Origin of the sequence: Bacillus sp. MD-5 (assembly GCF_002201875.1) — a bacterium.
Classification (GTDB): domain Bacteria; phylum Bacillota; class Bacilli; order Bacillales; family Bacillaceae; genus Bacillus; species Bacillus stercoris.
Genome location: NZ_CP021911.1, coordinates 2,480,949 through 2,504,803, shown reverse-complemented (window position 1 = coordinate 2,504,803; position 23,855 = coordinate 2,480,949). Strand labels below are relative to the sequence as shown.

Genomic DNA, 23,855 nt, shown 5'->3' with positions numbered 1-23,855 from the left:
GCATTATATATGGGTGTACAAAACAGGAAAGGAGCAATAGATATGATTTCAGTTATTATCAGTGGTCATGGAGATTTTCCCATAGCATTAAAAGAGTCTTCAGGGATGATATTCGGTGAAGAAAACAACCTGATTGCAGTGCCGTTTTTTAAAGGGGAAGGGATTCAAACGCTGCAGGAAAAATATCATCAGGCGCTCAAGGACATTCCGGAAGAACATGAAGTGCTTTTTTTAGTCGATATTTTTGGAGGGACGCCATATAACGCGGCAGCTTCCATCATTGCTGAGGATCAAAGAATGGATATGGCAGCCGGCGTAAACCTGCCGATTTTGCTGGAGGTATTAAGCTTGAGAGAACATCTGGCTCTCAAAGCTTTGCTGAACAACTTAAAAGCGATGAGTCAGCAAAGCTTTCAGGTGTGCAGTGAACATTTAGAAAAAGTAAAAACAGCCAATCAAGATACAAGAGAGGATGAACTATGATGAACATTGTGTTAACAAGAATTGATGACCGCTTTATTCACGGCCAAATCCTGACAAGGTGGATTAAAGTACATGCGGCCGACCGAATCATCGTTGTCTCCGATGATATTGCTCAGGATGAAATGAGAAAAACGCTGATCCTATCTGTTGCGCCTTCAAATGTTAAGGCGAGTGCCGTCTCTGTTTCTAAAATGGCAAAAGCCTTTCATAGTCCGCGCTATGAAGGAGTAACAGCAATGCTCTTGTTTGAAAATCCGTCCGATATCGTATCCCTCATAGAAGCAGGCGTACCGATCAAAACCGTAAACGTCGGGGGAATGCGTTTTGAAAATCAACGCAGGCAAATCACAAAATCAGTCAGTGTCACAGAGCAAGATATAAAGGCATTTGAAACATTAAGTGACAAGGGCGTGAAACTGGAATTAAGGCAGCTGCCTTCAGATGCCAGTGAAGATTTTGTACAGATATTACGGAACGTAACAAAATAATCAAGGGGATGAGAATATGTCTTCATTACAAATTATTTTGTTGTTAGTCATTGCAGCAATCACCGGAATCGCAAGTGTATTGGATGAAGGGCAGACACACCGGCCGCTTGTGGCCTGCACGCTAGTTGGCTTGGTGCTGGGGGACTTAAAAACGGGAATTATTCTTGGAGGCACACTGGAGCTGATGGCGCTCGGCTGGATGAACGTCGGGCTTGCCATGGCGCCTGATACGGCGATCGCCTCTGTCATCTCAACCATTTTAGTTATTACAGCTGATCAGGGAATTGGCGAAGGGATTGCTGTCGCTGTTGCTTTGGCAGCTGCGGGTCAGGCGCTGACGATTTTTGTTCGGACGATCACTGTCTTTTTCATTCACCGCGCTGACAAATATGCAAAAGAAGGAAATATAAAAGGAATTGAAATTATGCATATTACCGCGATGGTGTTTCAAGCTTTGCGCGTCATGATTCCTACACTGATTGTTGCTTTAATTAGTGTCAGCGCTGTTCAGGCGTTCCTTGGAAATATTCCTGATGTCATTACAAAAGGACTGCAAATAGGCGGAGGCATTATTGTGGTTGTCGGGTATGCCATGGTGATCAATATGATGAATATTCCTTATTTAAAGCCATTTTTCTATATCGGTTTCTTATTAGCGGCGTTTACCGATTTTAACTTAGTGGGATTCGGAGCCCTTGGTCTTTGTCTGGCGCTTTTATACCAGCAGATGATGCAAAAACAAAGCGCTCACGGAGCAGTCGCGGCCGCATCAGACAGTGGCAGTGTTGCTGTTTATGATGACGATGATGATCTTGATGCCTAAACGATGAGGGGGGAAGAAAAAAATGGAGAAAGAAAAACGATTAACGAAAAAAGAAATTTTCAGCATGTTTATTCGTTCAAATTTTTTGCTCGGTTCCTTTAACTTCGAACGTGTGCAGGCAATGGGATATTGTTACGTCATGATACCGGCGATCAAAAAATTGTACGCTCCCGGAGCGAAAAGAAACGAAGCCTTGCAGCGCCATTTGGAATGGTTTAATACACATCCGTGGCTGACAGCGCCTATATTTGGCGTGACGGCAGCCATGGAAGAAGAAATGGCGAACAATAAAGGAATTGATGGAAAAGCGATAAGCGGAATGAAAATCGGTTTGATGGGACCAATAGCGGGCGTAGGCGACCCCATTTTCTGGGGAACGATTCGCCCGGTCTTAGCTGCCTTAGGAGCCTCTCTTGCTTTAGGAGGAAACATTGCCGGCCCTTTGCTATTCTTTTTCTTGCTGAATGCCATAAGATTAAGCACAAAATATTACGGATTAAAGTATGGCTATGTGAAAGGAATGGAGATTCTTCAGGATTTAGCGGGGAATCGCATTCAAAAGCTTACAGAGGGTGCTTCGATTCTCGGGTTATTTGTTATGGGGGCCCTCGTGTCCAAATGGACCACCATCAACATTCCAATCGTTGTATCCAGGATTAAGGATGAAAGCGGCAAAGTAGATGTTCAAACGGTACAAAATGTGTTAGACAGCATTATGCCGGGTGCGCTGCCGCTCGGATTAACGTTATTGGTGGCTTGGATGCTGCGCAAAGGAGTGAACCCTCTTCTCATTATTTGCGGCATCTTTATCATCGGGATTCTCGGGTATTGGGCTGGATTCTTAGCATAAGCTGTGTGAAGGAAGAAGAGAGAAACTGCAGCAGTCTTTTAAGATATAAATGATTCGGATAACAGCGAAACAGAAGAGAATTTCCAGAAACGGACCAGCTTGCGCAGCAGTCTCTCTTGAAAGTGTTTAAACATGAAGAGAGGAGCGAAGGAACAAATGAAAAAGAGACTTATTCAAGTCATGATCATGTTCACCCTGCTGTTGACTATGGCATTTTCGGCGGATGCAGCCGATTCAAGCTACTATGATGAGGAATACCGTCCTCAATATCACTTCACACCGGAAGCAAACTGGATGAATGACCCAAACGGAATGGTATATTATGCGGGGGAATATCACTTGTTCTATCAATACCATCCTTACGGCCTTCAGTGGGGGCCCATGCATTGGGGGCATGCCGTCAGCAAAGATTTGGTTACATGGGAGCACCTTCCTGTTGCGCTGTATCCGGATGAAAAAGGCACGATCTTTTCTGGAAGCGCAGTTGTCGATAAAAATAACACAAGCGGTTTTCAAACAGGCAAAGAGAAGCCGCTTGTGGCCATTTATACACAGGATCGGGAAGGCCATCAAGTGCAAAGTATTGCCTATAGCAATGACAAAGGCAGAACATGGACGAAATACGCAGGCAACCCTGCCATTCCAAACCCGGGTAAAAAAGATTTTCGCGATCCAAAAGTCTTTTGGTATGAGAAAGAGAAAAAGTGGGTGATGGTACTGGCAGCTGGTGACCGAATTCTCATGTATACATCAAAAAATCTGAAGCAGTGGGCGTATGCAAGTGAATTTGGACAGGGACAAGGAAGCCACGGGGGAGTATGGGAATGTCCGGATTTATTTGAGTTACCGGTAGATGGCAAACCGAATCAAAAAAAATGGGTCTTGCAAGTCAGTGTCGGAAACGGAGCGGTTTCGGGAGGATCAGGCATGCAATATTTCGTAGGGGACTTTGATGGGACTCATTTTAAAAATGAAAACCCATCAGACAAAGTTCTTTGGACGGATTACGGCAGAGACTTTTACGCAGCTGTATCCTGGTCCGATATTCCATCCAGAGACGGCCGGAGGCTTTGGTTAGGTTGGATGAGCAATTGGCAATATGCGAATGATGTTCCGACATCTCCATGGAGAAGTGCAACGTCTATTCCAAGAGAGTTAAAATTGAAAGCGCTTACTGAAGGGGTTAGAGTAATCCAAACACCAGTAAAAGAGCTGGAAGCCATTCGCGGGACCTCTAAGAAGTGGAAGAATCTGACCATATCGCCTGCAAGTCATAATGTGTTATCGGGGCTATCTGGAGATGCCTATGAAATAAATGCAGAATTTAAAGTAAGCCCTGGTTCAGCTGTTGAATTTGGTTTTAAGGTCCGAACAGGAGAAAAGCAATTTACGAAAGTCGGCTATGACCGAAGGAACGGCAAACTGTTCGTTGACCGGAGCAAGTCGGGCAACGTCACCTTTAATCCGGCCTTTGACACCGGAAAAGAAACAGCACCGCTGAAGCCGGTAAATGGAAAGGTTAAGATGCGCATTTTTGTTGACCGCTCCTCGGTTGAAGTATTTGGGAATGACGGACAGCAGGTCATAACAGATGTCATTCTCCCAGATCGATCAAGCAAAGGGCTTGAATTATATGCTGCAAATGGAGATGTAAAGATAAAATCTTTAAGGATTCACCCTTTAAAAAAGGTATGGGGCACGTCACCTTTTATGTCCAATGTAACCGGCTGGACAACGGTAAATGGCACGTGGGCCGACACAATTGAGGGAAAACAAGGGCGGTCGGATGGCGATTCCTTTATCTTGTCTTCAGCATCCGGGTCAGACTTCACTTATGAATCTGATATCACCATAAAGGATGGAAACGGAAGAGGGGCGGGAGCACTCATGTTTCGCTCTGACAAAGATGCCAAAAACGGTTATCTTGCCAACGTGGATGCGAAACATGACCTGGTGAAATTCTTTAAATTTGAGAACGGTGTTGCTTCTGTCATTGCTGAATACAAAACGCCGATAGATGTTAATAAAAAGTATCATCTAAAAACAGAGGCCAACGGTAATCGTTTTACAATTTATTTAGATGATCGTCTTGTGATTGATACCAATGATTCCACATTTTCAGAAGGCCAATTTGGTTTGAATGTGTGGGACGCGACTGCTGTCTTTCAGAATGTAAACAAGAAGTCTTAATTTTTAAGAAGGCACAGACCTGAACAATCTGTGCCTTCTCGTTATTTCAACAAAATAATGATTCGCGGTTACATGCTTCCAAATCATCTTAGAAAATCCGTATCAACGTTAATCTGTTTACACTCATGAGGCCCGAAAGATGAAAAACACTGTTCATAGCGACTTGAACAACAGAAGCTGAGGAGCAGTTTTGGTCTATCAATACTGTTCCTCAGCAAATCAGTCATTGTATGTTAAAGGGTTGGCAATTGAATCGCTGTATCAATATTTTTCAAATGTAGCTTGACTTGTTCGTCAGTATTCCAAGGATGGTACCAGCCTTTTTCCATCATATAGCTTGAGAGTTGTTCATGCATATCGAGTGCTTCTTCCAAATGGCGGATAAGGACCTCTTTTACTTCAGGCGTTCCGGCTTCAGTGGCTGCCATCGCATAATTTCTGACTCCGTTTTTTGCTGAAATTAATAAGTCCATAGCAATGATTTGGTCTGTCAGAACGTTCATGCCTGTTAGATATTCAATGATAGGATTCATTTTTCACTCATCTCCTCAACTTGCTTTGCATTAGATAAAATAGAGGCAAATTCCTGCAGCTGTCGGGTTGTGATGTCAACGTCTTGCTGCATGATTTCTTTAAGCTTCGGATCAGATACCAATGCTTTCATTGTTTTAGATTTCGTCAAACAGAGGGTCTTGAAAGCAGTCATTTCCTGGACCTCAAGCAGTTCATGTAAGGCGTATTCCATTTCTGTCACCTCCGTTTTTTAAGGCTTTAACACAACTTTTATACAATCATCCATTTTTGCATCAAAAATGTCATAGCCATGCTTGGCTTCACTAAGCGGCAGAACATGGCTGACAACATCTCCCGGATCAATTTTGCCCGTTGATACGAGTTCAAACATGTACGGCATATAGTGGATTACAGGAGCCTGTCCAGAGCGTATATTGATGTTTCGCTGCATGATATCTCCTAACGGAAAACCGTTATATCTGCCCCCGTACACACCTGTAATTTGGATGGTTCCTCCTTTGCGAACAGCTTGAGAAGCAATGACCAATGCACTCATCGTTCCGCCATGAAGCTTTAATCCGCTGGCTAGGAACTCGAGATCGCTCATTTTCCCATCCATCCCAACAGCGTCAATGACTACATCCGCCCCGCCTTTCGTAATTTCCTTTAAATAATTCCCTGTATTCTCATGGTCTTCAAAATTAACGATTTCTACTTTGTTTGTACGTTTCGCATGCTGTAAGCGATAGTTTACATAGTCAACTGCTATGACGCGTTTAGCGCCTTTTAGCCAACAAAACTTTTGAGCAAACAGGCCGACTGGTCCGCAGCCGAGAACGATAACTGTATCGCCTTCTTTCACGCCGGCATTGTCAACACTCCAAAAGCCAGTGGTCATGGCATCGGCTATCACGCTTAATTTCTCATCAGGCTCCTCACAAGATTCAGGAATTTTAAAATGGGTAAAATTCGCAAAGGGCACTCTTAAATATTCGGCTTGGCCGCCCGGATAACCGCCAGTTTGCCCTGAATATCCGAAATAAGCACCCATTTCCCCATTTTCATTAGACTCATCACATTGGCTTTCTAGCTGGTTTTTACAAAAAAAACATTCCCCGCAGGCGATTGTAAAAGGGATAATGACGCGGTCACCTTTTTTGACCTTTGTAACCCCTGGCCCAACTTCTTCAACGATTCCCATCGGTTCATGGCCGATGACATAGTCTTCTTGCAGATTAGGAATGAATCCATGGATTAAATGTAAATCTGATCCGCAAATGGCTGTACTGGTGACCTTTATAATCATGTCATCGGATTTTTCAATCTTTGGATCGGGGACATCTTTGACCACAACATTCTTGATGCCTTGATACGTTACTGCCTTCATGCTGTCAAACCTCCAGTATTAGTGTTCATCAGGTGTCCGGTCAAACATCCCTTTTCGATTTGTTTCATCAGGAAAGAGGTTCATATTGCCGACCATGATCGTGTTTTTTGCAGAGAGCTGATCCAGCTTATACTGTTCGCTCAGCTCATATGGATAGAACCATTTTTTGCTGATCATCAGTTCTGTAATCTCTTGGTGCATCGCAATTCCTTGCATCAGCTGTTTCCGCAACAGGGCTCTTACATCTGGTGACGCGGTTTCTGTCAAAGCTACAGCAGTATTCCGTACGCCTTCCTTAACTCGTATGAGAAAATCCATCGCGAATGTAGTGTCTGCAAGTTCAGGCACATTTAGCGAATTAATAGGATCTAAATGATCATTATTCAAAGAGGCCTACCTTCCTTTCAATTGATGATTGGCGTTGGGCGGCTTTGAGGGACAGGGGCCTGAAATGAGGCACGCTCATAAACCGCTTGTAATTCAGTAAGGTCTTGAATGGATTGCTGTACATCTTTTTGCATCAAGTCCTTCAGTTCTTGGTCAAACACAAGTCCTTGCATTAACTTTGATTTCGCTATACAAAGTGTTTTAAAGTTCACGATTTCATGTAGATCTACAGCCTCGTGAGCTGCTAATGTTTGCTGATCCATATTGATGCAACCTCCTTTTATCAACGTTACATTTCCCGAAATGAAGTTGAAGCATACAGAAAGAACATTTGGTATCATTTTTTGTTGATGTAGAAGCGCTGTTTTTGCTCGTTAGCGTAATTTCTCATGACATATAATAAACTGCACCTTAAATGGTAAGTATATTTTGAACCTAAAAGACGAGTGAAGTTTTTTATGGAAACTTGACATCATGCTGTCAGGTTTCTTTTTGTATCATTAAAATGTATGACCAGTAAAAAGTATTTTTTATAGGAGGCACACAATATGAAGCTGCTGCAAATTAGACTTTTGGTGAACGATTTTAAGAAAAGCGTCGAGTTTTATAAAGATACATTAGGACTTCCGATAAGTTGGTTAGAGAATGAAATGGAATATGCACTCTTTGATAATGGAGAAACGAAAATAGAGCTATTATCCCGAGAAACGATGGCTGAAATCGTTGGAGAGGAAAAACAATCTTTAGAAGGAGATGCTCAATCAAAATTTTTGCTTCAGTTTCAGGTAGAAGATGTTGATAAAACGTATGACGATTTACACAAAAAAGGAGCGAAATGTGTGAATAAACCTCATGATCGCAAGGAATGGAGTGCCCGAGTCGCTCACTTCAGAGATCCAGATCATAACCTGATTGAAATATATAAAATGCTATGATTTTTCGACTTGCAAAATGATAGAATCAGCCTTTGATAACGTACCTTATCCTTTTTATATACGTTCTAGAAAAGAAAGCAGAGCCATCACACCCTTTGAACACTGAACTTACAGCATTTACGCTGGTTTGTTTGGTGTTCGTTTTTATTAGATGAAATAGGAGAAGTATCCACGAATCCAGGAGAAGCGCGGATACAAGGCAGCAGTACACGGATAGAGTTAATTGGTGGAAATGAATCGCATGATCCAAGTCCTTAATATCAAGCCTGACTGCCATTTATTTTGTATCTTTAATTGTCGAAAACATAGGAATAATTCCACTTTTGAAAGATCTAGTTTATGGTACATTGATACATATATGGGAGGGGAGGGGGCCTGTGTTCTAAAAGTAGATCCTTAACTGGATTGAAGTAAATTAAACGTACGGCATCAATAAGGGGAGGGTATAAGATGAATAAGCTAAAGAGACTAGGTATGCTAATGGTAATGATCGCATCATTGTTCGTTTTTTCTAGTCATGCACTTGCGGCTCAGTATTATACGGTTTCAACAAGCAGTGGTGCGCCTGTAAATATGCGCAGCGGCCCAGGTACAAGTTGGGGAATTGTAACGACCATTCCGAGCGGAACCCGCATCCCGATCTATTGCTACAAAACCGGTACAACTGTAACTGGAAAGTATGGGACGAGTAATATTTGGAATTACACAGAGCGGACGCTTGCAAGCGGCGAGATCGTTCCTGGTTTTGTCTCTGATACTTATATGTATACAGGCTCAGACGGTCCGGTTGTTCCTAAATGCAGCTGGTAGCATTGTTCTATCGATTCTCAAAATGAAGAAATTGAAGAAAGAGGGATGACATTGACTAAACTGAAAATGCTCAGTATGTTAACCGTTATGATTGCATCATTATTCATTTTTTCCAGTCAAGCGCTTGCCGTTCAGTACTTTACTGTCTCAACAAGCAGCGGTGCGCCTGTAAATATGCGCAGCGGTCCAGGTACAAATTATCCTATTATGCTTTCCATTCCGAGCGGCTCCCGTGTTCCTTATTATTGTTATGCTTATGGAACAACAGTGACTGGGAAGTATGGAACGAGTAATATTTGGGACCAAATCCAATGGAAAGATTCCCGGGGGATCGTAAATATTGGATATGTGTCTGACACGTATGTGTACACAGGCTCAGATGGCCCAGTCGGTTACAAATGCAACTAGCGATATACGGATCTCCCTCTTAAGGGTCTATCAGAGAGAAACCATACCAATCACAATAGTTGGTATGGTTTTTGCTATGCTTGCGTCTTCTATTCCTGCATTTGTGGTGATTTTCAAAGTAGCTTCATGATGTTAGACACTGGTTGTTGGTGAGGACAATATAACCAGCCGCTTTAGGGTTGTATCTAATGCTCTAAAATACGAAATTAAGATAGGGAACATCTCACATTGCCGTTCTCGTTATTGAAAAGTTCTCTTGGTCCTTTTATGAAAATTTTAATCTATCCTTAACCCGTATGTTTATTTTTTTCTAACATGTCGTGTAACCTCTCAGAAAATTCTTTATGATGCATGGTGTACCCCGTATGATTTCCGGGGAATTCAACCAATTCTGTTTCCAAGTGTTCTGCTAGGGCGTTCGCGCAGCGATAAGGAAAAAGCTCCCGTGAAGCACTTCCGCCAGCTGGGATTATCTTCACCGATGCAGATGTAAACACAGTTTTTAATGCTTCGATATCTAATGTATAGTTGAGAATTCCTTGAATTTCATAATCAGTGAAATACGTTGAATTGCCGAGGAGCCGTTTTGTCAGGACATTCTTTGATTGTTCGTCAATCTCTAATCTTGCTATTAACTTCGTGACTTCACCTCGATGATTTTTCTTAAGATCCTCCATGAATTGCTCGGCTTGTTTCAGCTCATTTCCATGCAGAAGCTGCAATAGGATTGGTTCGTGTGAGATCATGACACGTACTTGTTCAGGGTGGCGTATGCACAGATCAAGCCCTATAACAGCACCGGAGCTGCTTCCAAATACATAGGCCGGCTTATTGGTGATTTTAGCTAGAAGACGGTGAGCATCGTCGCTGTGTGTTTCCACACGGTAATTCTCAACCTGATGGGCGAGATTGCTGCGGGAATGGCCGCGGCGATCGTAAGTAACAACCGTGTACCAGTTAGCCAGATGATTGGCAACATGATGGAACTTGTCGGCATCACCGCCTCCGCCGTGGACCAAAAGAATGATTGGACCTGTGCCCCGCGCCTGATAGTGGATGTTGGCGCCGGGTACTTGCAACGTTCCATTGTATATCGTCATTTGTAAAACCTTCCTTTCTTCTCATCTCCCTTAACTTTACACAATGAGCCAATGGAATCATATGCAGGAAATAACTAAGAAACAAACTCGCCATATAAAAAGCACTGATTATATTTCATCAGTGCTTCCGTTTGGTTTATTTAGAGTAGACAATTTTTTTTATTGTTTCATCAGAGAGGTGATATTCCTCAGATAATTGATGAATGGTTTTGCCGTTTTTAAATGCTTTTTTAATAGAAGCGTTTCTGTCATCGATCAGCTTTCTTGTTCCTGAACACGCGCCCCATTTTTGATGAGAGGTTTCAGGTTTAGGGATATATATTGTTTCTCCTTGAACATACTTTTGAATTTCCGATATCAGCTTTTCAGGTAAAATAGCGGTTGCTTTTACATATGCCATTTCTGCCAGCTCCTTATTTTTTATGTTAAATAAGGTGCAAAGCCACTATATCAGAAAAGCTTACTTGGGCGATCTTTTAGAAAGTCTACCCCATGCAAAGTATCGCCTTCCCAATAATAGGCTTTGCATGGGACGTTGCGGAATCTGGCATTCTCATCTTGCTTGCCATTTACATCACCTCCTTACCTATTTTCGATGATCATTTCCATTATAAATTAGAGTAAAGCTTTATGGCATCTTGAAAAGAGTAACATTCAAGTTATATTACTTTGGATTCAAAATATTGACAAAACAATGTATTTTCAACAATAGGACAGCCTCTTCATGTATACTAAGTCTGGATTTACAATATTTAGAAGGAGGCAATGAAATGAATATCAGTTTGAAGAAAAAAGCGGGCTTCTGGAAAAAGGCAGCAATCTCATTACTTGTTTTCACCATGTTTTTTACCCTGATGATGAGCGAAACGGTTTTTGCGGCGGGACTGAATAAAGATCAAAAGCGCCGGGCGGAACAGCTGACAAGTATCTTCGAAAACGGCACGACGGAGATCCAATATGGATATGTCGAGCCATTGGGTGACGGGCGAGGCTATACATGCGGACGGGCAGGTTTTACAACGGCTACAGGGGATGCATTGGAAGTGGTGGAAGAATACACAAAGGCAGTTCCGAATAACAAACTGAAAAAGTACCTGCCTGAATTGCGCCGTCTGGCCAAGGAAGAAAGCGATGACATAAGCAATCTTAAGGGCTTCGCTTCTGCCTGGAAGTCGCTTGCAAATGATAAGGAATTTCGCGCTGCCCAAGACAAAGTAAATGACCGTTTGTATTATCAGCCTGCCATGAAACGATCGGATAATGCCGGACTAAAAACAGCATTGGCAAGAGCTGTAATGTACGATACGGTTATTCAGCATGGCGATGGTGATGATCCTGACTCCTTTTATGCCTTGATTAAACGTACGAACAAAAAAGCGGGCGGGTCACCAAAAGACGGAATAGACGAGAAGAAGTGGTTAAATAAATTCTTGGACGTACGCTATGACGATCTGATGAATCCGGCAAATCATGACACCCGTGACGAGTGGAGAGAGTCGGTTGCCCGTGTGGACGTGCTCCGCTCTATCGCCAAGGAGAACAACTACAATCTAAACGGACCAATTCAGGTTCATTCAAAGGAATACGGTCATTTCGTAATCAAATAAGCATTGAATAAAGCGGCATCGTTTCTTGCCGCTGCATTCTCCCCATGATGTGAAAAAGACAAGAGACAAACAAGCTCTTGTCTTTCCTATATATGATCGTTCAGCATAAATATTTTAGAAAAATGTCAGTATCAAGTAATGAATGTATCACCAGGCGTATGCTTCAGGTGTTTCTCCTCCAGGTCCGTTAAAGATACTGTGTGTATTCGATCGACCATCAAACGGTTGCCTGAAAAGTATCGAGAGGCGCTCGAGTTAACTGAATATCAGGGGTTATCACAAAAAGAGCTGAGTGAAAAGCTCGGCATTTCTTACTCGGGAGCAAAATCAAGGGTACAACGCGGAAGGGGAAAATGAAAACAGCTGCTTGAGGGATGCTGTCATATTGAAGCGGATCGATATGGAAATATCGTAGACTTTCGTATTGTAAAGGAATAACTGATGAACAAAGTCAGTTTTCTAATTTAAATGGCCATCCGCTGCCAGATACGATTCTGAAATAGGTAGATGAAGTTCCCGTTGATGTAGGCAAGAGATAGATGTATAATATAAATCGTAACGTTTTCGATTTAATAAAAAGGAGTGTTGGAATGAAGATTTTATTTGCAAAGAGGTTAGGTATATTAGCTATAGGTTCATTACTCGTATTGGCAGGATGTCAGACTTCCGATTCATCTAAAGGTGAGTCTAATCAAACAACATCATCCTCAGCAGCTGAAGAAAACTCTTCCAAAGCGCAAGAGCACACATCTGAAAGTCACACACATGAACATTCTCACGATCATAGTCATGCGCATGATAAAGAAACAGAAAAAATGTATGAAGGCTATTTTAAAAACAGCCAAGTAAAGGATCGCCCACTTTCTGATTGGGAAGGAGATTGGCAATCTGTATATCCATACCTGCAAGATGGTACTCTTGACGAAGTGTTTTCATATAAATCAGAACACGAAGGCGACAAGACAGCTAAAGATTATAAAGAGTATTATAAAAAAGGTTATCAAACAGATGTTGACCGTATTGTAATCCACAAAGAAACTGTAACCTTCTTTAAAAATGGAAAAGAATATTCTGGTAAGTATACGTATGACGGGTACGAAATTCTAACATATGATGCGGGCAATAGGGGGGTAAGGTACATATTCAAACTAGCTAAAAAAGCGGAAGGGCTTCCTCAGTATATCCAGTTTAGCGATCATAGTATTTATCCGACTAAAGCTAGTCATTACCATCTCTATTGGGGTGATGATCGTGAAGCTTTACTTGATGAAGTCAAAAACTGGCCTACCTACTACCCGTCAAAAATGGATGGGCACGATATTGCCCATGAGATGATGGCTCATTAAATGATGATTATTCTATGAAGTATGGTGCTCTTTTATCATAAAGTATGGAATGAAATGTTTATACGCCCCTGTATTAGCTGCTGACCCTTCGCCAGCAGCTTTTTGTCCTCTTTAGTTTTTTGCATTTCTTCTCTCCGCCGACGGTGAGTTCTAAATTAAGGTGGTCTATAAGCCCGACAGCATCCAATTAAAAGTCAAGGGACTGCCCTGATGTTACTAGTTATCATTTTCTCATTTTGTTGAAATAGAAACAAAAAATGAATATAATATGGCTAGTGCACCAACTGGTGGGAGGGCAGGCCATGAACAAAGAAGAACAGCTCATATTGAATTTCAGAGACTTATTTAACAAGATGGTGTTGCTTAATAAGTCTAAGATGGAAGACAGTTTGAAGGGGTACAAGCCTTCTGAAGTACATTGTATTGAATCCATTGGGAAAAATGCTGATAGCAATGTGAGAAAACTTGCGGAGTCCCTTTATATGACGAGAGGTGCCATAAGTAAATTAACTAAGAAACTGATAAAAAAAGACCTTATTGAAAGCTACCAGAAGCCGGATAATAAAAAAGAAATTTATTTTAGGCTTACTGCGCAAGGCAAAGTAATTTATAACATCCATGAGGAACTCCATAAAGAGTTTCGAGAACGGGACAAAGTCGTTTTTGAACAAGTTACCGAAGAACAATTTGACAGTATGCTTAGCTTCGTGGAAAAGTACAGCAGGCATTTGGATACTGAAATAAAGAAACAGGGAATAGCTGTTAATTAAATCGGATAAATAGAATAAAGAAACCAAAGTCAGCCCAACTCTATTGTGAATGGGCTGTCTTTTTTTATTCTTAATTTTGTTGACAAGGAAACAAAATGGTTTCTGAGAGGAGAATAATATGTCAAAAGATCAAATAAAGAAATCAGGCTTATCGAAAGAAATTCTCTCGGCTGCCTGGGCAATTGCACTTGGAGCAATTGCTCCAATGCTTGATTCAACTATGGTAAACATCGCCATTGACAAATTAAATAAAGATTTCAGCGCGACGTTGGATACCATTCAATGGTCCATTACAGGTTATGTTTTAGCCCTTGCTATTGCAGTTCCTGTATCCGGCTGGCTTATGAACAAATTTAACGGAAAGAAAATCTTAATCGGTGCAGTCATCGCCTTTGGTGTAACTTCTGTTTTCGCTGGTGTTAGTTGGAATATTTCTAGCTTTATCTTATTCCGTTTACTTCAAGGGTTTAGCGCTGGAATTATTACCCCGCTTATGTCAACGCTATTGGTTAAAACAGCAGGCCGAGAACATATAGGTAAAGTGATGGCTATTGTCAGCACACCAATGATTTTGGGCCCAATCTTAGGACCTGTAATCGGGGGCTTCATCGTCCAAGCTACATCATGGCATTGGATTTTCTTCATCAACGTGTTCATCGTTTTGATTGCTGCACCACTGATGATGAAAACTCTTCCAGACTTTGAGCCATTCAACAAAAATAGCAAACTTGATATTTTTGGAATTATCAATTTATCCTTAATGAGTGCAGCAATGATATACGGAATTACGAAAGCAGCGGACCATGTATCATTTAACAATAGCGAAACAATCCTATGGACGGGCATCGGCCTCGCTCTAGCTGTAATTTACATCGTATATAACCGAATCAGAAAAAATCAAACCGTACTCCCCATAAATTTGTTTGCACACAAAAACTTCTTAGCATCCAGCGTCGGGTTATTATTAGCGAATATTGCCGTCATGGGACCCATGTTAATACTTCCATTGTTCTTTCAAAACTTCCGTCATTTCACGGCAATCGAAGCTGCGCTAGCATTAATCCCCCAAGGAGTCGGGATGCTTGTTACTCGGCCAATGATTGGAAAAATGATTGATCGGATCGGTGCGAAATACGTCGTTATGGCCAGTCTTGTTCTTTCGCTTATCGGGTCTATTCCACTTATCTTTATCACCGATAAAACGAGTATGATTTGGATTTCCATCATATTATTCATCCGTGGGACCAGTTTTGGAGGAATTATGCTTCCATTGACGAGTGATGCTTATACAGGGCTTGGCAGCAAACAGCTTCCAGAAGCAGGTGTCGGTATTCATATTATTGAAAATCTTGGTTCGAGCTTTGGTACGGCTGTTATCGCCACTGTGGTCGCAACTGTCATGCAAGGATTACAACCAACGATTGCGAATGACTTAAAAGGTTACCATGCCGGATTCTTAGTTTCTGCAGTTATCCTTGCCACCATCTTCATTCCGAGTCTATTCCTTACACATAAAAAAGCTAAATAGAGAAATAGAAATTGTTGGATTGGTGTGTTTGTATCATATTTAATGTGCTGGAAGCGTTTATGAGACTGATTAATCTTTCGCGGTAAGAGGTTAGCAGAAGCAGCGCCGTTACCCAGCCCAAGATACAAAGAAAAAAGAGGCCTGGTTATAGACATTCCAAGCCTCTTCATACTTTTACTCCCTTCACATGTAACATCTCATTTTTTCCGATTTAGTACATTGATCTAGCTTATTTTGATATGAAGGTGTCGTCCTTTCTAATAATTGAGTGGATTTGCTCAAAAAAGATCTTAAGGGTAATAACCAGTTGACATTGGCGTAGTGTACTTATGACAATCTGAAATGGAACCAAGCTAGATGTTAAGTATTTGAGCTTTAATCCATTTAATTTTAAATTTTCAAAAAACGGTAGACAAACGCTTTCAGGAATTGTATAGTGTTCTCATAAGTTACTTGTAATACAAGTGAACAAGTAACTGAGTATTCGTGTTTCTATCTTAATAATGACTGAGGTGATCGGAGTGAAAGAAATAAGTATTGCGGAACTCCAAGAGAAAGCCATTGAGCTTAGGAAAACAGCGGTAACAATGATTTACGAAGCGCAGTCCGGGCATCCAGGAGGTTCATTATCTGCTGCTGATATCATCACAGCCCTTTATTTTAAAGAAATGAAAATAGATCCCAAAAATCCCAAGTGGGAAGACCGGGACCGTTTTGTCTTATCGAAAGGCCATGTGGCGCCTATTCAATACGCTGCTTTAGCGCTGCGAGGCTTTGTCCCTTATGAAAGCGTATACAAATTAAGGCAGTACGGCTCGCCTTTTCAAGGGCATCCTGATATGAAGAAATGTCCAGGGATCGATATTTCAACTGGCTCACTAGGCCAAGGGCTTTCCTGCGGTGTCGGTATGGCGCTTGCAGGAAAACGGGACGACAAAGATTACCGGGTGTTCGCTATGGTTGGTGACGGAGAATGCCAAGAAGGACAAATTTGGGAAGCGGTTCAAACAGCAGTGAAATATAGCCTTGATAACTTAATTGTTTTTGTCGACAATAACCGTCTGCAAATTGATGGATTCTGTGATGAAGTAATGCCACTTCAAGACATCGAGAAAAAGTTCGAAGTATTTGGTTTTGAAACAAAGCGAATTGATGGACACTCGATGGAAGAGATTGTAGAGACATTAGACATCGTAACAAAAACGAAAAATGGAAAGCCGAAATGCATTGTAGCAGACACGATTAAAGGCAAAGGCGTGTCTTACATGGAAAATATCTGCTCATGGCACGGAGTAGCGCCAAAGGAGAAAGAATACGAACAAGCATTAGAGGAACTGGCAGGAGGTTTAAGATCATGAGCCAAACCGAAAAAGCATTAATCACGAAAAAAGCGACGCGGGAAGCTTTCGGTGATGAAATCGTTCAATTGGGAAAAGAAAATAAAAATATTTACGTAATCGATATCGATATCGGCAAGTCATGCAAAACAGGAGAATTCATAAAACAGCTCCCCCATCAGCATGTGAACGTCGGGATTGCGGAACAGAACGGCGCCGGCCTGGCAGCAGGTTTGGCGACAACAGGTAAAATCCCATTTGTAAGCACTTATGCCGTCTTCGGTTCGCTGCGCATGGCGGAACAAATTCGCCAAGAAGTTTGCTATCCAAATTTGAATGTGAAAATCGCCTGCTCACACGGCGGACTAACGCCGGGAAACGATGGCGGGAGCCACCAGGCGATTGAGGATATGGGCGTCTTAAGATCATTCCCAAATATGACTGTGATCATGGGTGCTGACTACCACTCAACTAGAAAACTGATCAGGCGGGCAGCGAATACGTACGGCCCAATGTATCTGCGTTTTACTCGAGACGCAGTGCCGGTTATTTACGACGAAAATGAAGAATTTATCATTGGAAAAGCCAAACGATTAAAGCACGGAAAAGATATCGCAATCATTGCGAATGGCGATACAGTATACCTTGCCTTAGAAGCGGTCAAACAGCTAGAAGAGCAAGGGATTTATGCAACACTTTTAGACATGCATACAATCAAGCCTTTGGATAGAGAAGCCGTGGTAGAGTGTCTGGATATCGGCAATATCGTGACTGTAGAGGATCACAACATCCTGAATGGGCTGGGAAGTGCTATATGTGAAGTAGCAGCGGAAGAAGGGAGGGGCCGAGTCAAACGAATCGGAGTGCAGGACCGGTTTGGAGAATCAGCTCCTTATGAGAAGCTGCTGGAAATCAACGGCATTACCATTGAAAATATTATAAAAACGGCTAAGGATATGCTTAGAAGATAAAATATGAAAGTGGGAGAACGCCATGTTTACATTAAATGATCAGGTAGCTATCGTGACAGGAAGTGGGTCTGAAAAAGGAATCGGCAGAACCATTGCATTAACTCTTGCCAAACAGGGAGCTTCAATTGTAGTAGCAGATATGAATCAGACAGGTATTCTAAAAACAGTAGAAGCTATCACAGAAAGCGGAGGGAGGGCGGTTGGTGTAGAAGTTAATGTAACGAATAAAGAATCAGTTGACCATATGATAGCCAAAACACTTGAAGAGTTCGGGCGCATTGATATTTTAGTGAATAACGCAGGAATTTCTCAAAAAGTAACGGTACAGGATATGACATTGGAAGATATGACAAGAGTATTCAACGTCAATATGTTTGGGCTGTTCTTGTGCACACAAGCCGTTTTAGAAACAATGAAAAAGCAGCAATATGGCCGTATTATCAACCTTTCTTCTGTATCTGCAAAAAGGGGCGGCGGCGTTTTTGGCGGTGCCCATTACTCCGCTTCCAAAGCAGCCGTATTAGGCTTTTCTAAAAACCTTGCCCGTGAAGTAGGGAAGGACGGTATAACTGTGAATTGCGTAGCGCCTGGCCTTATCAATACCGACATTTGGAAATCACTTTCTGAAGAAGATGCGAAAAAAGTCATTGATAATATCCCCATGGGTCGCCCGGGTGAAACAGAAGAAATTGCTGCCGCAATTACGTTTTTGGCTACTAAGGAAGCAGCCTACATCACAGGGGAAGAAATTGATATTAATGGCGGTTCACACATGGACTAGTGGATCTATGCAGAGCAGGTATGTTAAACATGCCTGACCCTCTTCTATCAAAGACGAAACAAAACAAGAGAAAAATGTAAGCGTTTAACAAAGAGAGGAGAACTTTTGTTTTTGAAGAAAATGTGATTCTTTTATCTTAGGACAGGGAGCACCTAGAAGGACAAAACTAGGGTTAAGGGGGAGTCTTTTTGGATCAATTAGCATTAGAGCGTTCAACCACTCGTAAAGTAACAATCCGGTTAATTCCATTTTTATTCTTATGTTTTATTATCGCGATTTTAGACCGAGTTAATATCGGTTTTGCAGCTCTCCAGATGAATGAGGATCTAGGGTTTTCAAATGCTGTATTTGGACTGGGAGCAGGGATCTTCTTTCTTGGTTATTTCATTTTAGAAGTTCCGGGTAGTGCTATCATGACAAAAATCGGGGCGAGAAAATGGATCAGCCGGATTATGATCACGTGGGCCATCATCGCGATATTAATGGCTTTTGTACAAGAACCATGGCAGTTTTATACTGCGCGGTTTTTATTAGGTGCTGCGGAAGCTAGTTTTTATCCATGTATGGTCTTTTATTTGAGTGGATTTTATCAAACGAAACACCATGCTAAAGCAATTGCTGGATTTATGCTGGCCATCCCCGGGGCGAATGCATTGGGTTCTCCGCTTTCTACATTTCTCTTAGGAATTGAATGGCTTGATATATCTGGATGGCAGTGGCTATTTATTTTAGAAGCGATTCCTGCACTTATACTTGGTGTAATTGCAATTTTTTACCTAGATGACAAAATCGAAGATGTGAAATGGCTGAATAAAGATGAAAAGCGGTGGCTTATTAACGTAACAACAAAAGAAAGGGTGGAAAAAGAACAGGTAAAGCACTATACATTTGCTCAAGCCTTAAAAGATCGGGATGTGTTAATTCTATCGATCGGCTATTTTTGCTGGATGATTGGATATTACGGCATTAATATGTTCTTGCCGACGATCTCACAAGGATTATCTGAAACGATTTCCCTAAGCACACAGGGGATGGGCTGGCTGTTAGGCGTTATGTATTTCTGCGCTATGGTGGTTATGATTTTCGTTGGAAATCATTCTGACAAGAAAAACGAAAGACTCTGGCACGTAGCTGCTTGTTTAACTGTCAGTGCTGTTGCAATGGTCATTAGCAGCTATGTAGCAAATTCAAGTGTTATATTAGCATTTGTATTTTTAACAATTGCGTTATGCGGCGCTTTTGGTGCCTATTCTCCTTTTTGGGCAATTCCGCCTTCTTTCTTAACAGGAGCTGCAGCGGGTGGTGCGATAGCATTAATCAACAGTATCGGAAATCTTGGCGGATTTTTCGGTCCATACATTGTCGGTTATATTAAGGATATGACAGGTTCTTTTAATATAAGTATGATTTTCTTAGGCTTGAGCATGATCCTAGCTTCTCTAATTCTTGTATTTCTGGTGAAACAGTCTGGAAAAGCGCTTAAAGTAAAAAATGACACATATAAATCCAGCATTGAAAAGTCTAGTTGAAAAAGGTTTGTGATTAAGAGCCAATGGGTGATGTTCATAACGACAGTCATTTTTTGAATATAGAAAACTCAAAATCTTGCAAAGTGTCCATAAAATTTAGGGTTAATCAGCGAAAGGATGATCCAGGAATGAATACTGTCATTTCGGGCTGTGGTCACAGACGTTGTGGGGAAGCGGCCATCAAGCCCTTGATTTGATGAGGGCATTTGTGAAATAAAAATGATTGGAGGCAATAAAACCATGGTACAGAAATCAAAAGTGCAACAAGATACGATTGTATGCCAGGTGTGTGAAAAAGTGATCGATACAGTTTATAGTTCTGAAGGTGTTAAAGTCTTATATGGTATTTGTCAAAGATGTTTAGGACCAGAAGACCAAAAAGGAGAATAGGTAGGTAAAGGCGTATAGAAATGGAGGTCATATTGTAGCCACTATACGCCAGATTTTTTTAATAAAGGACTTGTTCTAACAGAGTTTAGCTTTTCCAATATCGTTCATATAAGTTCTGCATGTGGGCAGTCATTCGCTCAACAGCTTCTTTTTCGTTACGGTCTTCAATTGCTTTAATAATCAGTTTATGTTCCTGAAAATTCACTTCGCGGTATTCTGAACGAGTAACGGTTCGGTCACGGATAAACCGCCACATTTCCTGCTGCTTCATAGCATTCGTGATAGCGGACATGAAGGTAATAAATAAATCATTATGTGATGCTTTCGCAATCCCCATATGCAATTGTTCGTCAGTTTCAGGAACGTACACACCAGACATCGTTTCTTCTTCCATTTTTTTTATTGTCTTCCTAAGCTCCTGAATATCATCGTCAGTCGCTCTCAAAGCCGCAAATTTTATAATTAAAGGCTCAATGTGCATTCTTGCCTCCACAATATCTTCCGGAGATGCTGACTCCATGGAAGCAGAAATCCCATTGGTTATTGTAGTATTTTTAACAAACACGCCTTCTCCCTGGCGCGAATAAATGACCCCATTCATTTCCAAGGCACTCAAAGCCTGCCTAACCGGCGCGCGGCTGACACCAAACTGCTCACATAATTCCCTTTCTGAAGGCAGTTTATCACCTACTTTAAAAGAACCTAACTGAATTTCCGAAAGGATCTGATTATAAATTTGTATGTATAATTTTTTATTGGAAACAGGATTGAATTTAATAAAAATCATTCCTTTCAATTGTCATACAAGTATATTTATTATATACCTTTCAGATTTGAAGGGCAAAATAATTATTCCTCAAAATGTTCCTGTAATCGGGAACTAAAAGCCTCTGTGCTTACTAATACTACGGAAATCAGAGGAGAATTAAAGCAAAAGAAGATTGATTAGAAGAGATGCCCGTCCAATGACTTTTATCCCTTAAGAGAGCGGTATGCATAGTAGACAAATGTAAAAAACAAATGAAGAGAATGTAAAGGGGAACCTTAATTTTTTCCGCGCTTATCACGTAGTATGTAGCTGAAAAGAAGGTGAACACAGACAAGTGATTCTTTTTAAAAAGAACCGCCTTCGATCTTAATACGTTGAAGCAGTTTTGCTGTTCAAACAGTTAGCTGTCTTGGCTACCGGGCGGGCTGCTTACCAAAGCTAACTGTTAAATTGAAATGAAAAAGGGGCCTTTTAAAGCCCCTTTAAAGCCCATTGCCGCACTGGTTGCTCAACATGTTTTAATTTTTCACAACGGACAAACTGACACTGTTGCCTGAGACTGTTACTTTAGCGAAATCTTGAGTATCAATCACAGGTGTTATTGCTTTGTTGTCGATGGTGATGTTTGTAAAAGATGTTGAAAAATTTGATTTGATAGATTGGCGTGACCCTGTTGTTGCAACTGTAGCGAGTGCTTTCCATTTAGAGATGGAGCCGACATTTGTTTTGCTGATTTCTGAAATGAGACGGCCGTTGTATCCCGCATTGTTCGTGCCCCAGTAGGTAGCGCGGGTATTGCCGTTAAGATTTTTGTAGATGGTAAGTTGTACGGTGCTGCCTGGACGGAAACCTTTCGTATTCGTGAATTGGCTTCCACCTTCGAGGTACTGAACCTGATCCTGTCCTTTTGAACCAACTTTCATATATGGTTTCCATACATTATATTTTTCACTGTACTGAAGCCCGATATCGGATTCTGTGCCTCCGCTAAAGCCAGAGTAGATGTAGGCTGTCCCATTTGAAACTTGAACGGAGCTAGGAAGCTGGATTTTCGTAACAAGAATGGCACCGGTGCTGTTCAAGTAAGCCCTCCCGCCGATTCCATCAGTTAGCTGTGATGCAGCTTCTGCGGTTTTTGGGCTAATAATACCTGGCACATCTACTGCACATGTGCCAAAAAGCACGGTTGCCGTAAGCACACCCGCAAGCAGTCCTTTTTTCATCATCATTGTCTCCCCCTATTATTATAATTAGAAAACGCTATCATCTAGTATTATAAAACATTATGAAAAAAATTCCATAATGAACATGCAAATAGACACAGAATTTACACATTATGACTTTATAGATCTGGCAAACGGTTGATTCGTAATCTCAAATAATGCCCTATGAAGTGTACATTTAACTATAAATTTCTAATATGCTTGTGCTTAAAAGAAATTCAATATAAAAAAGGGGGAGAGATAAGAGAGGGAAAAATATAAACATAAAAGGGTAATGAAGTGGGCTTTTGAAGCCCACTTCTTAGTTCATATTTCCCCTCAGAAGACTGCCTCTATCATTTTGTACATTTACTGAAAACCCATAATTTGCATTGTTTACTAACCAGGAGCCCTTACATTCAATGTCCAACATGACTCCTTTGATTTTCATCTAATATTTCAAACAATGTTTTGTACTTTAATACGATTTCGTGGTCATCGACTTTATGGCCTGAATTGAAAAAGGTGATTGAGCCCGATCCTTTACCAAGCTGGTTACGCTCTGCAAGTATTTTCTTCAACTGTTTTGCAGTACCGACGCTGCCTGAAATAATATCAACTTTTTTTCCAAACAGTTTTTCAAAACTATTTTTGAAAAACGGAAAATGAGTGCATCCTAACACAACGGTTCCGTATTGTTTCAAATCAAAAGAAGATAGTTCATTCTTTAGATATTTAATGATCTTGTCTTCATTAAAATCAAAGTTCTCAGCAAATTCAACCAGCCCTGGAAGAGCTAGGCAATCAACGAGGTCATGGTGATCAACTTCTTTTACTAGATGATGAAATTTCTCTTCTTTAAGCGTCAAATGAGTAGCAACTACGAGAACTCTTTTCCTTTCCTCCTCACAGTTTTTTATAGCAGGTTTTACAGCAGGCTCTATTCCGATTATCGGAAAGTCGAAGTTTCTCCGAAGATCTTCTATAGCTATGCTAGTAGCTGTATTACATGCAATAACAAGAGCTTTGATATTTTGACTGGCTAGAAATTCAACTGCATTAAAAATATATTCTTTCACTTCTATCTTTGATTTTTCACCGTATGGAACATGTAAAGTGTCCGCATAAAAAATGTAATCTTCATAAGGAAGAACTTTTATGGCCTCATACAATACAGTCATTCCACCTATTCCAGAATCAAAGAAACCTATTTTCATAACTTTTCACGCTTTCTATCTAATCTTTTTTTAT

At 41.2% G+C, this 23,855-nt stretch carries 28 protein-coding genes and 1 pseudogene; 19 read left to right on the top strand and 10 right to left on the bottom strand.

The window, feature by feature from the left end; genetic code table 11:
• Nucleotides 1-42 precede the first annotated feature (42 nt).
• From levD to sacC, 6 genes are all read left to right on the top strand, one after another.
• A complete protein-coding gene (levD, locus tag CDO84_RS12710) occupies nt 43-483 on the top strand; it encodes a PTS fructose transporter subunit IIA (RefSeq protein WP_014664766.1) in 441 nt (146 codons plus the stop codon).
• Entirely contained in the window at nt 483-971 is a 489-nt protein-coding gene (gene levE / locus CDO84_RS12705) for a PTS fructose transporter subunit IIB (RefSeq protein ID WP_040082340.1), read from the top strand. The genes levD and levE overlap by 1 nt, the downstream gene beginning before the upstream one ends.
• Nucleotides 972-987: 16 nt before the next feature.
• Complete coding sequence (gene levF, locus CDO84_RS12700) at nt 988-1,794, top strand: PTS fructose transporter subunit IIC (RefSeq protein ID WP_040082342.1); 807 nt, start codon at nt 988-990, stop codon at nt 1,792-1,794.
• A 22-nt stretch (nt 1,795-1,816) separates the two neighbouring features.
• On the top strand, nt 1,817-2,644 hold the full coding sequence (levG, locus tag CDO84_RS12695; protein WP_040082343.1) for a PTS fructose transporter subunit IID: 828 nt from the start codon (nt 1,817-1,819) through the stop codon (nt 2,642-2,644).
• Between the two features lie 116 nt (nt 2,645-2,760).
• The gene (locus tag CDO84_RS21735; RefSeq protein ID WP_231560761.1) at nt 2,761-2,892 is read left to right on the top strand and encodes a hypothetical protein; all 132 of its coding nucleotides are present in this window, start codon (nt 2,761-2,763) and stop codon (nt 2,890-2,892) included.
• Nucleotides 2,831-4,834, top strand: a complete 2,004-nt coding sequence (sacC, locus tag CDO84_RS12690; RefSeq protein WP_231560774.1) for a levanase SacC — start codon at nt 2,831-2,833, stop codon at nt 4,832-4,834. The genes CDO84_RS21735 and sacC overlap by 62 nt, the downstream gene beginning before the upstream one ends.
• A 233-nt stretch (nt 4,835-5,067) precedes the next feature.
• Here sacC and CDO84_RS12685 read toward each other — a convergent pair whose 3' ends face one another.
• From CDO84_RS12685 to CDO84_RS12665, 5 genes are read right to left on the bottom strand one after another with little or no spacing between them, the layout of a single operon-like run.
• Nucleotides 5,068-5,367, bottom strand: coding sequence for a spore coat protein (locus CDO84_RS12685; protein ID WP_040082347.1), 300 nt, complete (start codon nt 5,365-5,367; stop codon nt 5,068-5,070).
• Nucleotides 5,364-5,579 (bottom strand): hypothetical protein, encoded by a 216-nt coding sequence (locus CDO84_RS12680; RefSeq protein WP_014664760.1) that lies wholly within the window; start codon nt 5,577-5,579, stop codon nt 5,364-5,366. The genes CDO84_RS12685 and CDO84_RS12680 overlap by 4 nt, the downstream gene beginning before the upstream one ends.
• A gap of 18 nt (nt 5,580-5,597) precedes the next feature.
• Nucleotides 5,598-6,734, bottom strand: a complete 1,137-nt coding sequence (locus tag CDO84_RS12675; protein WP_040082348.1) for a zinc-dependent alcohol dehydrogenase — start codon at nt 6,732-6,734, stop codon at nt 5,598-5,600.
• Between the two features lie 18 nt (nt 6,735-6,752).
• On the bottom strand, nt 6,753-7,121 hold the full coding sequence (locus CDO84_RS12670; RefSeq protein ID WP_040082350.1) for a spore coat protein: 369 nt from the start codon (nt 7,119-7,121) through the stop codon (nt 6,753-6,755).
• A 17-nt stretch (nt 7,122-7,138) separates the two neighbouring features.
• Nucleotides 7,139-7,384 carry a hypothetical protein gene (locus CDO84_RS12665; RefSeq protein ID WP_014664758.1) on the bottom strand — a complete coding sequence of 82 codons (246 nt, stop codon included), beginning with the start codon at nt 7,382-7,384 and terminating at the stop codon, nt 7,139-7,141.
• 285 nt (nt 7,385-7,669) lie between these two features.
• On the opposite strand from CDO84_RS12665, the gene CDO84_RS12660 reads away from it, so the two are divergent.
• The 3 genes from CDO84_RS12660 to CDO84_RS12650 all read left to right on the top strand — a co-directional run bounded on the left by CDO84_RS12660 (nt 7,670) and on the right by CDO84_RS12650 (nt 9,274).
• On the top strand, nt 7,670-8,056 hold the full coding sequence (locus CDO84_RS12660; RefSeq protein ID WP_040082352.1) for a VOC family protein: 387 nt from the start codon (nt 7,670-7,672) through the stop codon (nt 8,054-8,056).
• 450 nt (nt 8,057-8,506) lie between these two features.
• Nucleotides 8,507-8,866 carry an SH3 domain-containing protein gene (locus CDO84_RS12655; protein WP_040082353.1) on the top strand — a complete coding sequence of 120 codons (360 nt, stop codon included), beginning with the start codon at nt 8,507-8,509 and terminating at the stop codon, nt 8,864-8,866.
• Between the two features lie 51 nt (nt 8,867-8,917).
• Nucleotides 8,918-9,274, top strand: coding sequence for an SH3 domain-containing protein (locus CDO84_RS12650; RefSeq protein WP_014664754.1), 357 nt, complete (start codon nt 8,918-8,920; stop codon nt 9,272-9,274).
• Between the two features lie 287 nt (nt 9,275-9,561).
• Here the strand turns inward: CDO84_RS12650 and CDO84_RS12645 are convergent, their stop codons facing one another.
• Complete coding sequence (locus CDO84_RS12645) at nt 9,562-10,374, bottom strand: alpha/beta fold hydrolase (protein ID WP_040082354.1); 813 nt, start codon at nt 10,372-10,374, stop codon at nt 9,562-9,564.
• Between the two features lie 136 nt (nt 10,375-10,510).
• Nucleotides 10,511-10,783 carry a CD3324 family protein gene (locus CDO84_RS12640; protein ID WP_255220428.1) on the bottom strand — a complete coding sequence of 91 codons (273 nt, stop codon included), beginning with the start codon at nt 10,781-10,783 and terminating at the stop codon, nt 10,511-10,513.
• A gap of 361 nt (nt 10,784-11,144) precedes the next feature.
• Here CDO84_RS12640 and csn point away from each other — a divergent pair, with 361 nt between their 5' ends.
• The 10 genes and pseudogenes from csn (at nt 11,145) to CDO84_RS21425 (ending at nt 20,633) form a co-directional block, all read left to right on the top strand.
• Entirely contained in the window at nt 11,145-11,981 is an 837-nt protein-coding gene (gene csn / locus CDO84_RS12635; protein ID WP_040082357.1) for a chitosanase, read from the top strand.
• Nucleotides 11,982-12,176: 195 nt separating this feature from the next.
• Nucleotides 12,177-12,419, top strand: a pseudogene (locus CDO84_RS12630) (sigma factor-like helix-turn-helix DNA-binding protein); the annotation flags it as partial.
• 152 nt (nt 12,420-12,571) lie between these two features.
• Complete coding sequence (locus tag CDO84_RS12625) at nt 12,572-13,327, top strand: metal-binding protein ZinT (protein ID WP_040082358.1); 756 nt, start codon at nt 12,572-12,574, stop codon at nt 13,325-13,327.
• Between the two features lie 302 nt (nt 13,328-13,629).
• On the top strand, nt 13,630-14,097 hold the full coding sequence (locus tag CDO84_RS12620) for a MarR family winged helix-turn-helix transcriptional regulator (protein WP_038829673.1): 468 nt from the start codon (nt 13,630-13,632) through the stop codon (nt 14,095-14,097).
• Between the two features lie 118 nt (nt 14,098-14,215).
• A complete protein-coding gene (locus tag CDO84_RS12615) occupies nt 14,216-15,625 on the top strand; it encodes an MDR family MFS transporter (protein WP_040082361.1) in 1,410 nt (469 codons plus the stop codon).
• 521 nt (nt 15,626-16,146) lie between these two features.
• Nucleotides 16,147-16,983 (top strand): transketolase, encoded by an 837-nt coding sequence (locus CDO84_RS12610; protein WP_014664745.1) that lies wholly within the window; start codon nt 16,147-16,149, stop codon nt 16,981-16,983.
• Nucleotides 16,980-17,933 carry a transketolase family protein gene (locus tag CDO84_RS12605; RefSeq protein WP_014664744.1) on the top strand — a complete coding sequence of 318 codons (954 nt, stop codon included), beginning with the start codon at nt 16,980-16,982 and terminating at the stop codon, nt 17,931-17,933. Before CDO84_RS12610 ends, CDO84_RS12605 begins: the two co-directional genes overlap by 4 nt.
• A gap of 22 nt (nt 17,934-17,955) precedes the next feature.
• A complete protein-coding gene (locus CDO84_RS12600; RefSeq protein ID WP_014664743.1) occupies nt 17,956-18,714 on the top strand; it encodes an SDR family NAD(P)-dependent oxidoreductase in 759 nt (252 codons plus the stop codon).
• A 188-nt stretch (nt 18,715-18,902) separates the two neighbouring features.
• Nucleotides 18,903-20,243, top strand: a complete 1,341-nt coding sequence (locus tag CDO84_RS12595; RefSeq protein WP_040082364.1) for an MFS transporter — start codon at nt 18,903-18,905, stop codon at nt 20,241-20,243.
• Between the two features lie 240 nt (nt 20,244-20,483).
• The gene (locus CDO84_RS21425; RefSeq protein ID WP_014664741.1) at nt 20,484-20,633 is read left to right on the top strand and encodes a GapA-binding peptide SR1P; all 150 of its coding nucleotides are present in this window, start codon (nt 20,484-20,486) and stop codon (nt 20,631-20,633) included.
• Nucleotides 20,634-20,718: 85 nt separating this feature from the next.
• Here the strand turns inward: CDO84_RS21425 and CDO84_RS12590 are convergent, their stop codons facing one another.
• The 3 genes from CDO84_RS12590 to murI form a co-directional block, all read right to left on the bottom strand.
• Nucleotides 20,719-21,420 (bottom strand): FadR/GntR family transcriptional regulator, encoded by a 702-nt coding sequence (locus CDO84_RS12590; protein WP_038829685.1) that lies wholly within the window; start codon nt 21,418-21,420, stop codon nt 20,719-20,721.
• A gap of 500 nt (nt 21,421-21,920) precedes the next feature.
• The gene (locus tag CDO84_RS12585; RefSeq protein WP_040082365.1) at nt 21,921-22,628 is read right to left on the bottom strand and encodes a YrpD family protein; all 708 of its coding nucleotides are present in this window, start codon (nt 22,626-22,628) and stop codon (nt 21,921-21,923) included.
• Between the two features lie 395 nt (nt 22,629-23,023).
• On the bottom strand, nt 23,024-23,821 hold the full coding sequence (gene murI, locus CDO84_RS12580) for a glutamate racemase (protein WP_040082367.1): 798 nt from the start codon (nt 23,819-23,821) through the stop codon (nt 23,024-23,026).
• Between the last annotated feature and the right edge of the window lie 34 nt (nt 23,822-23,855).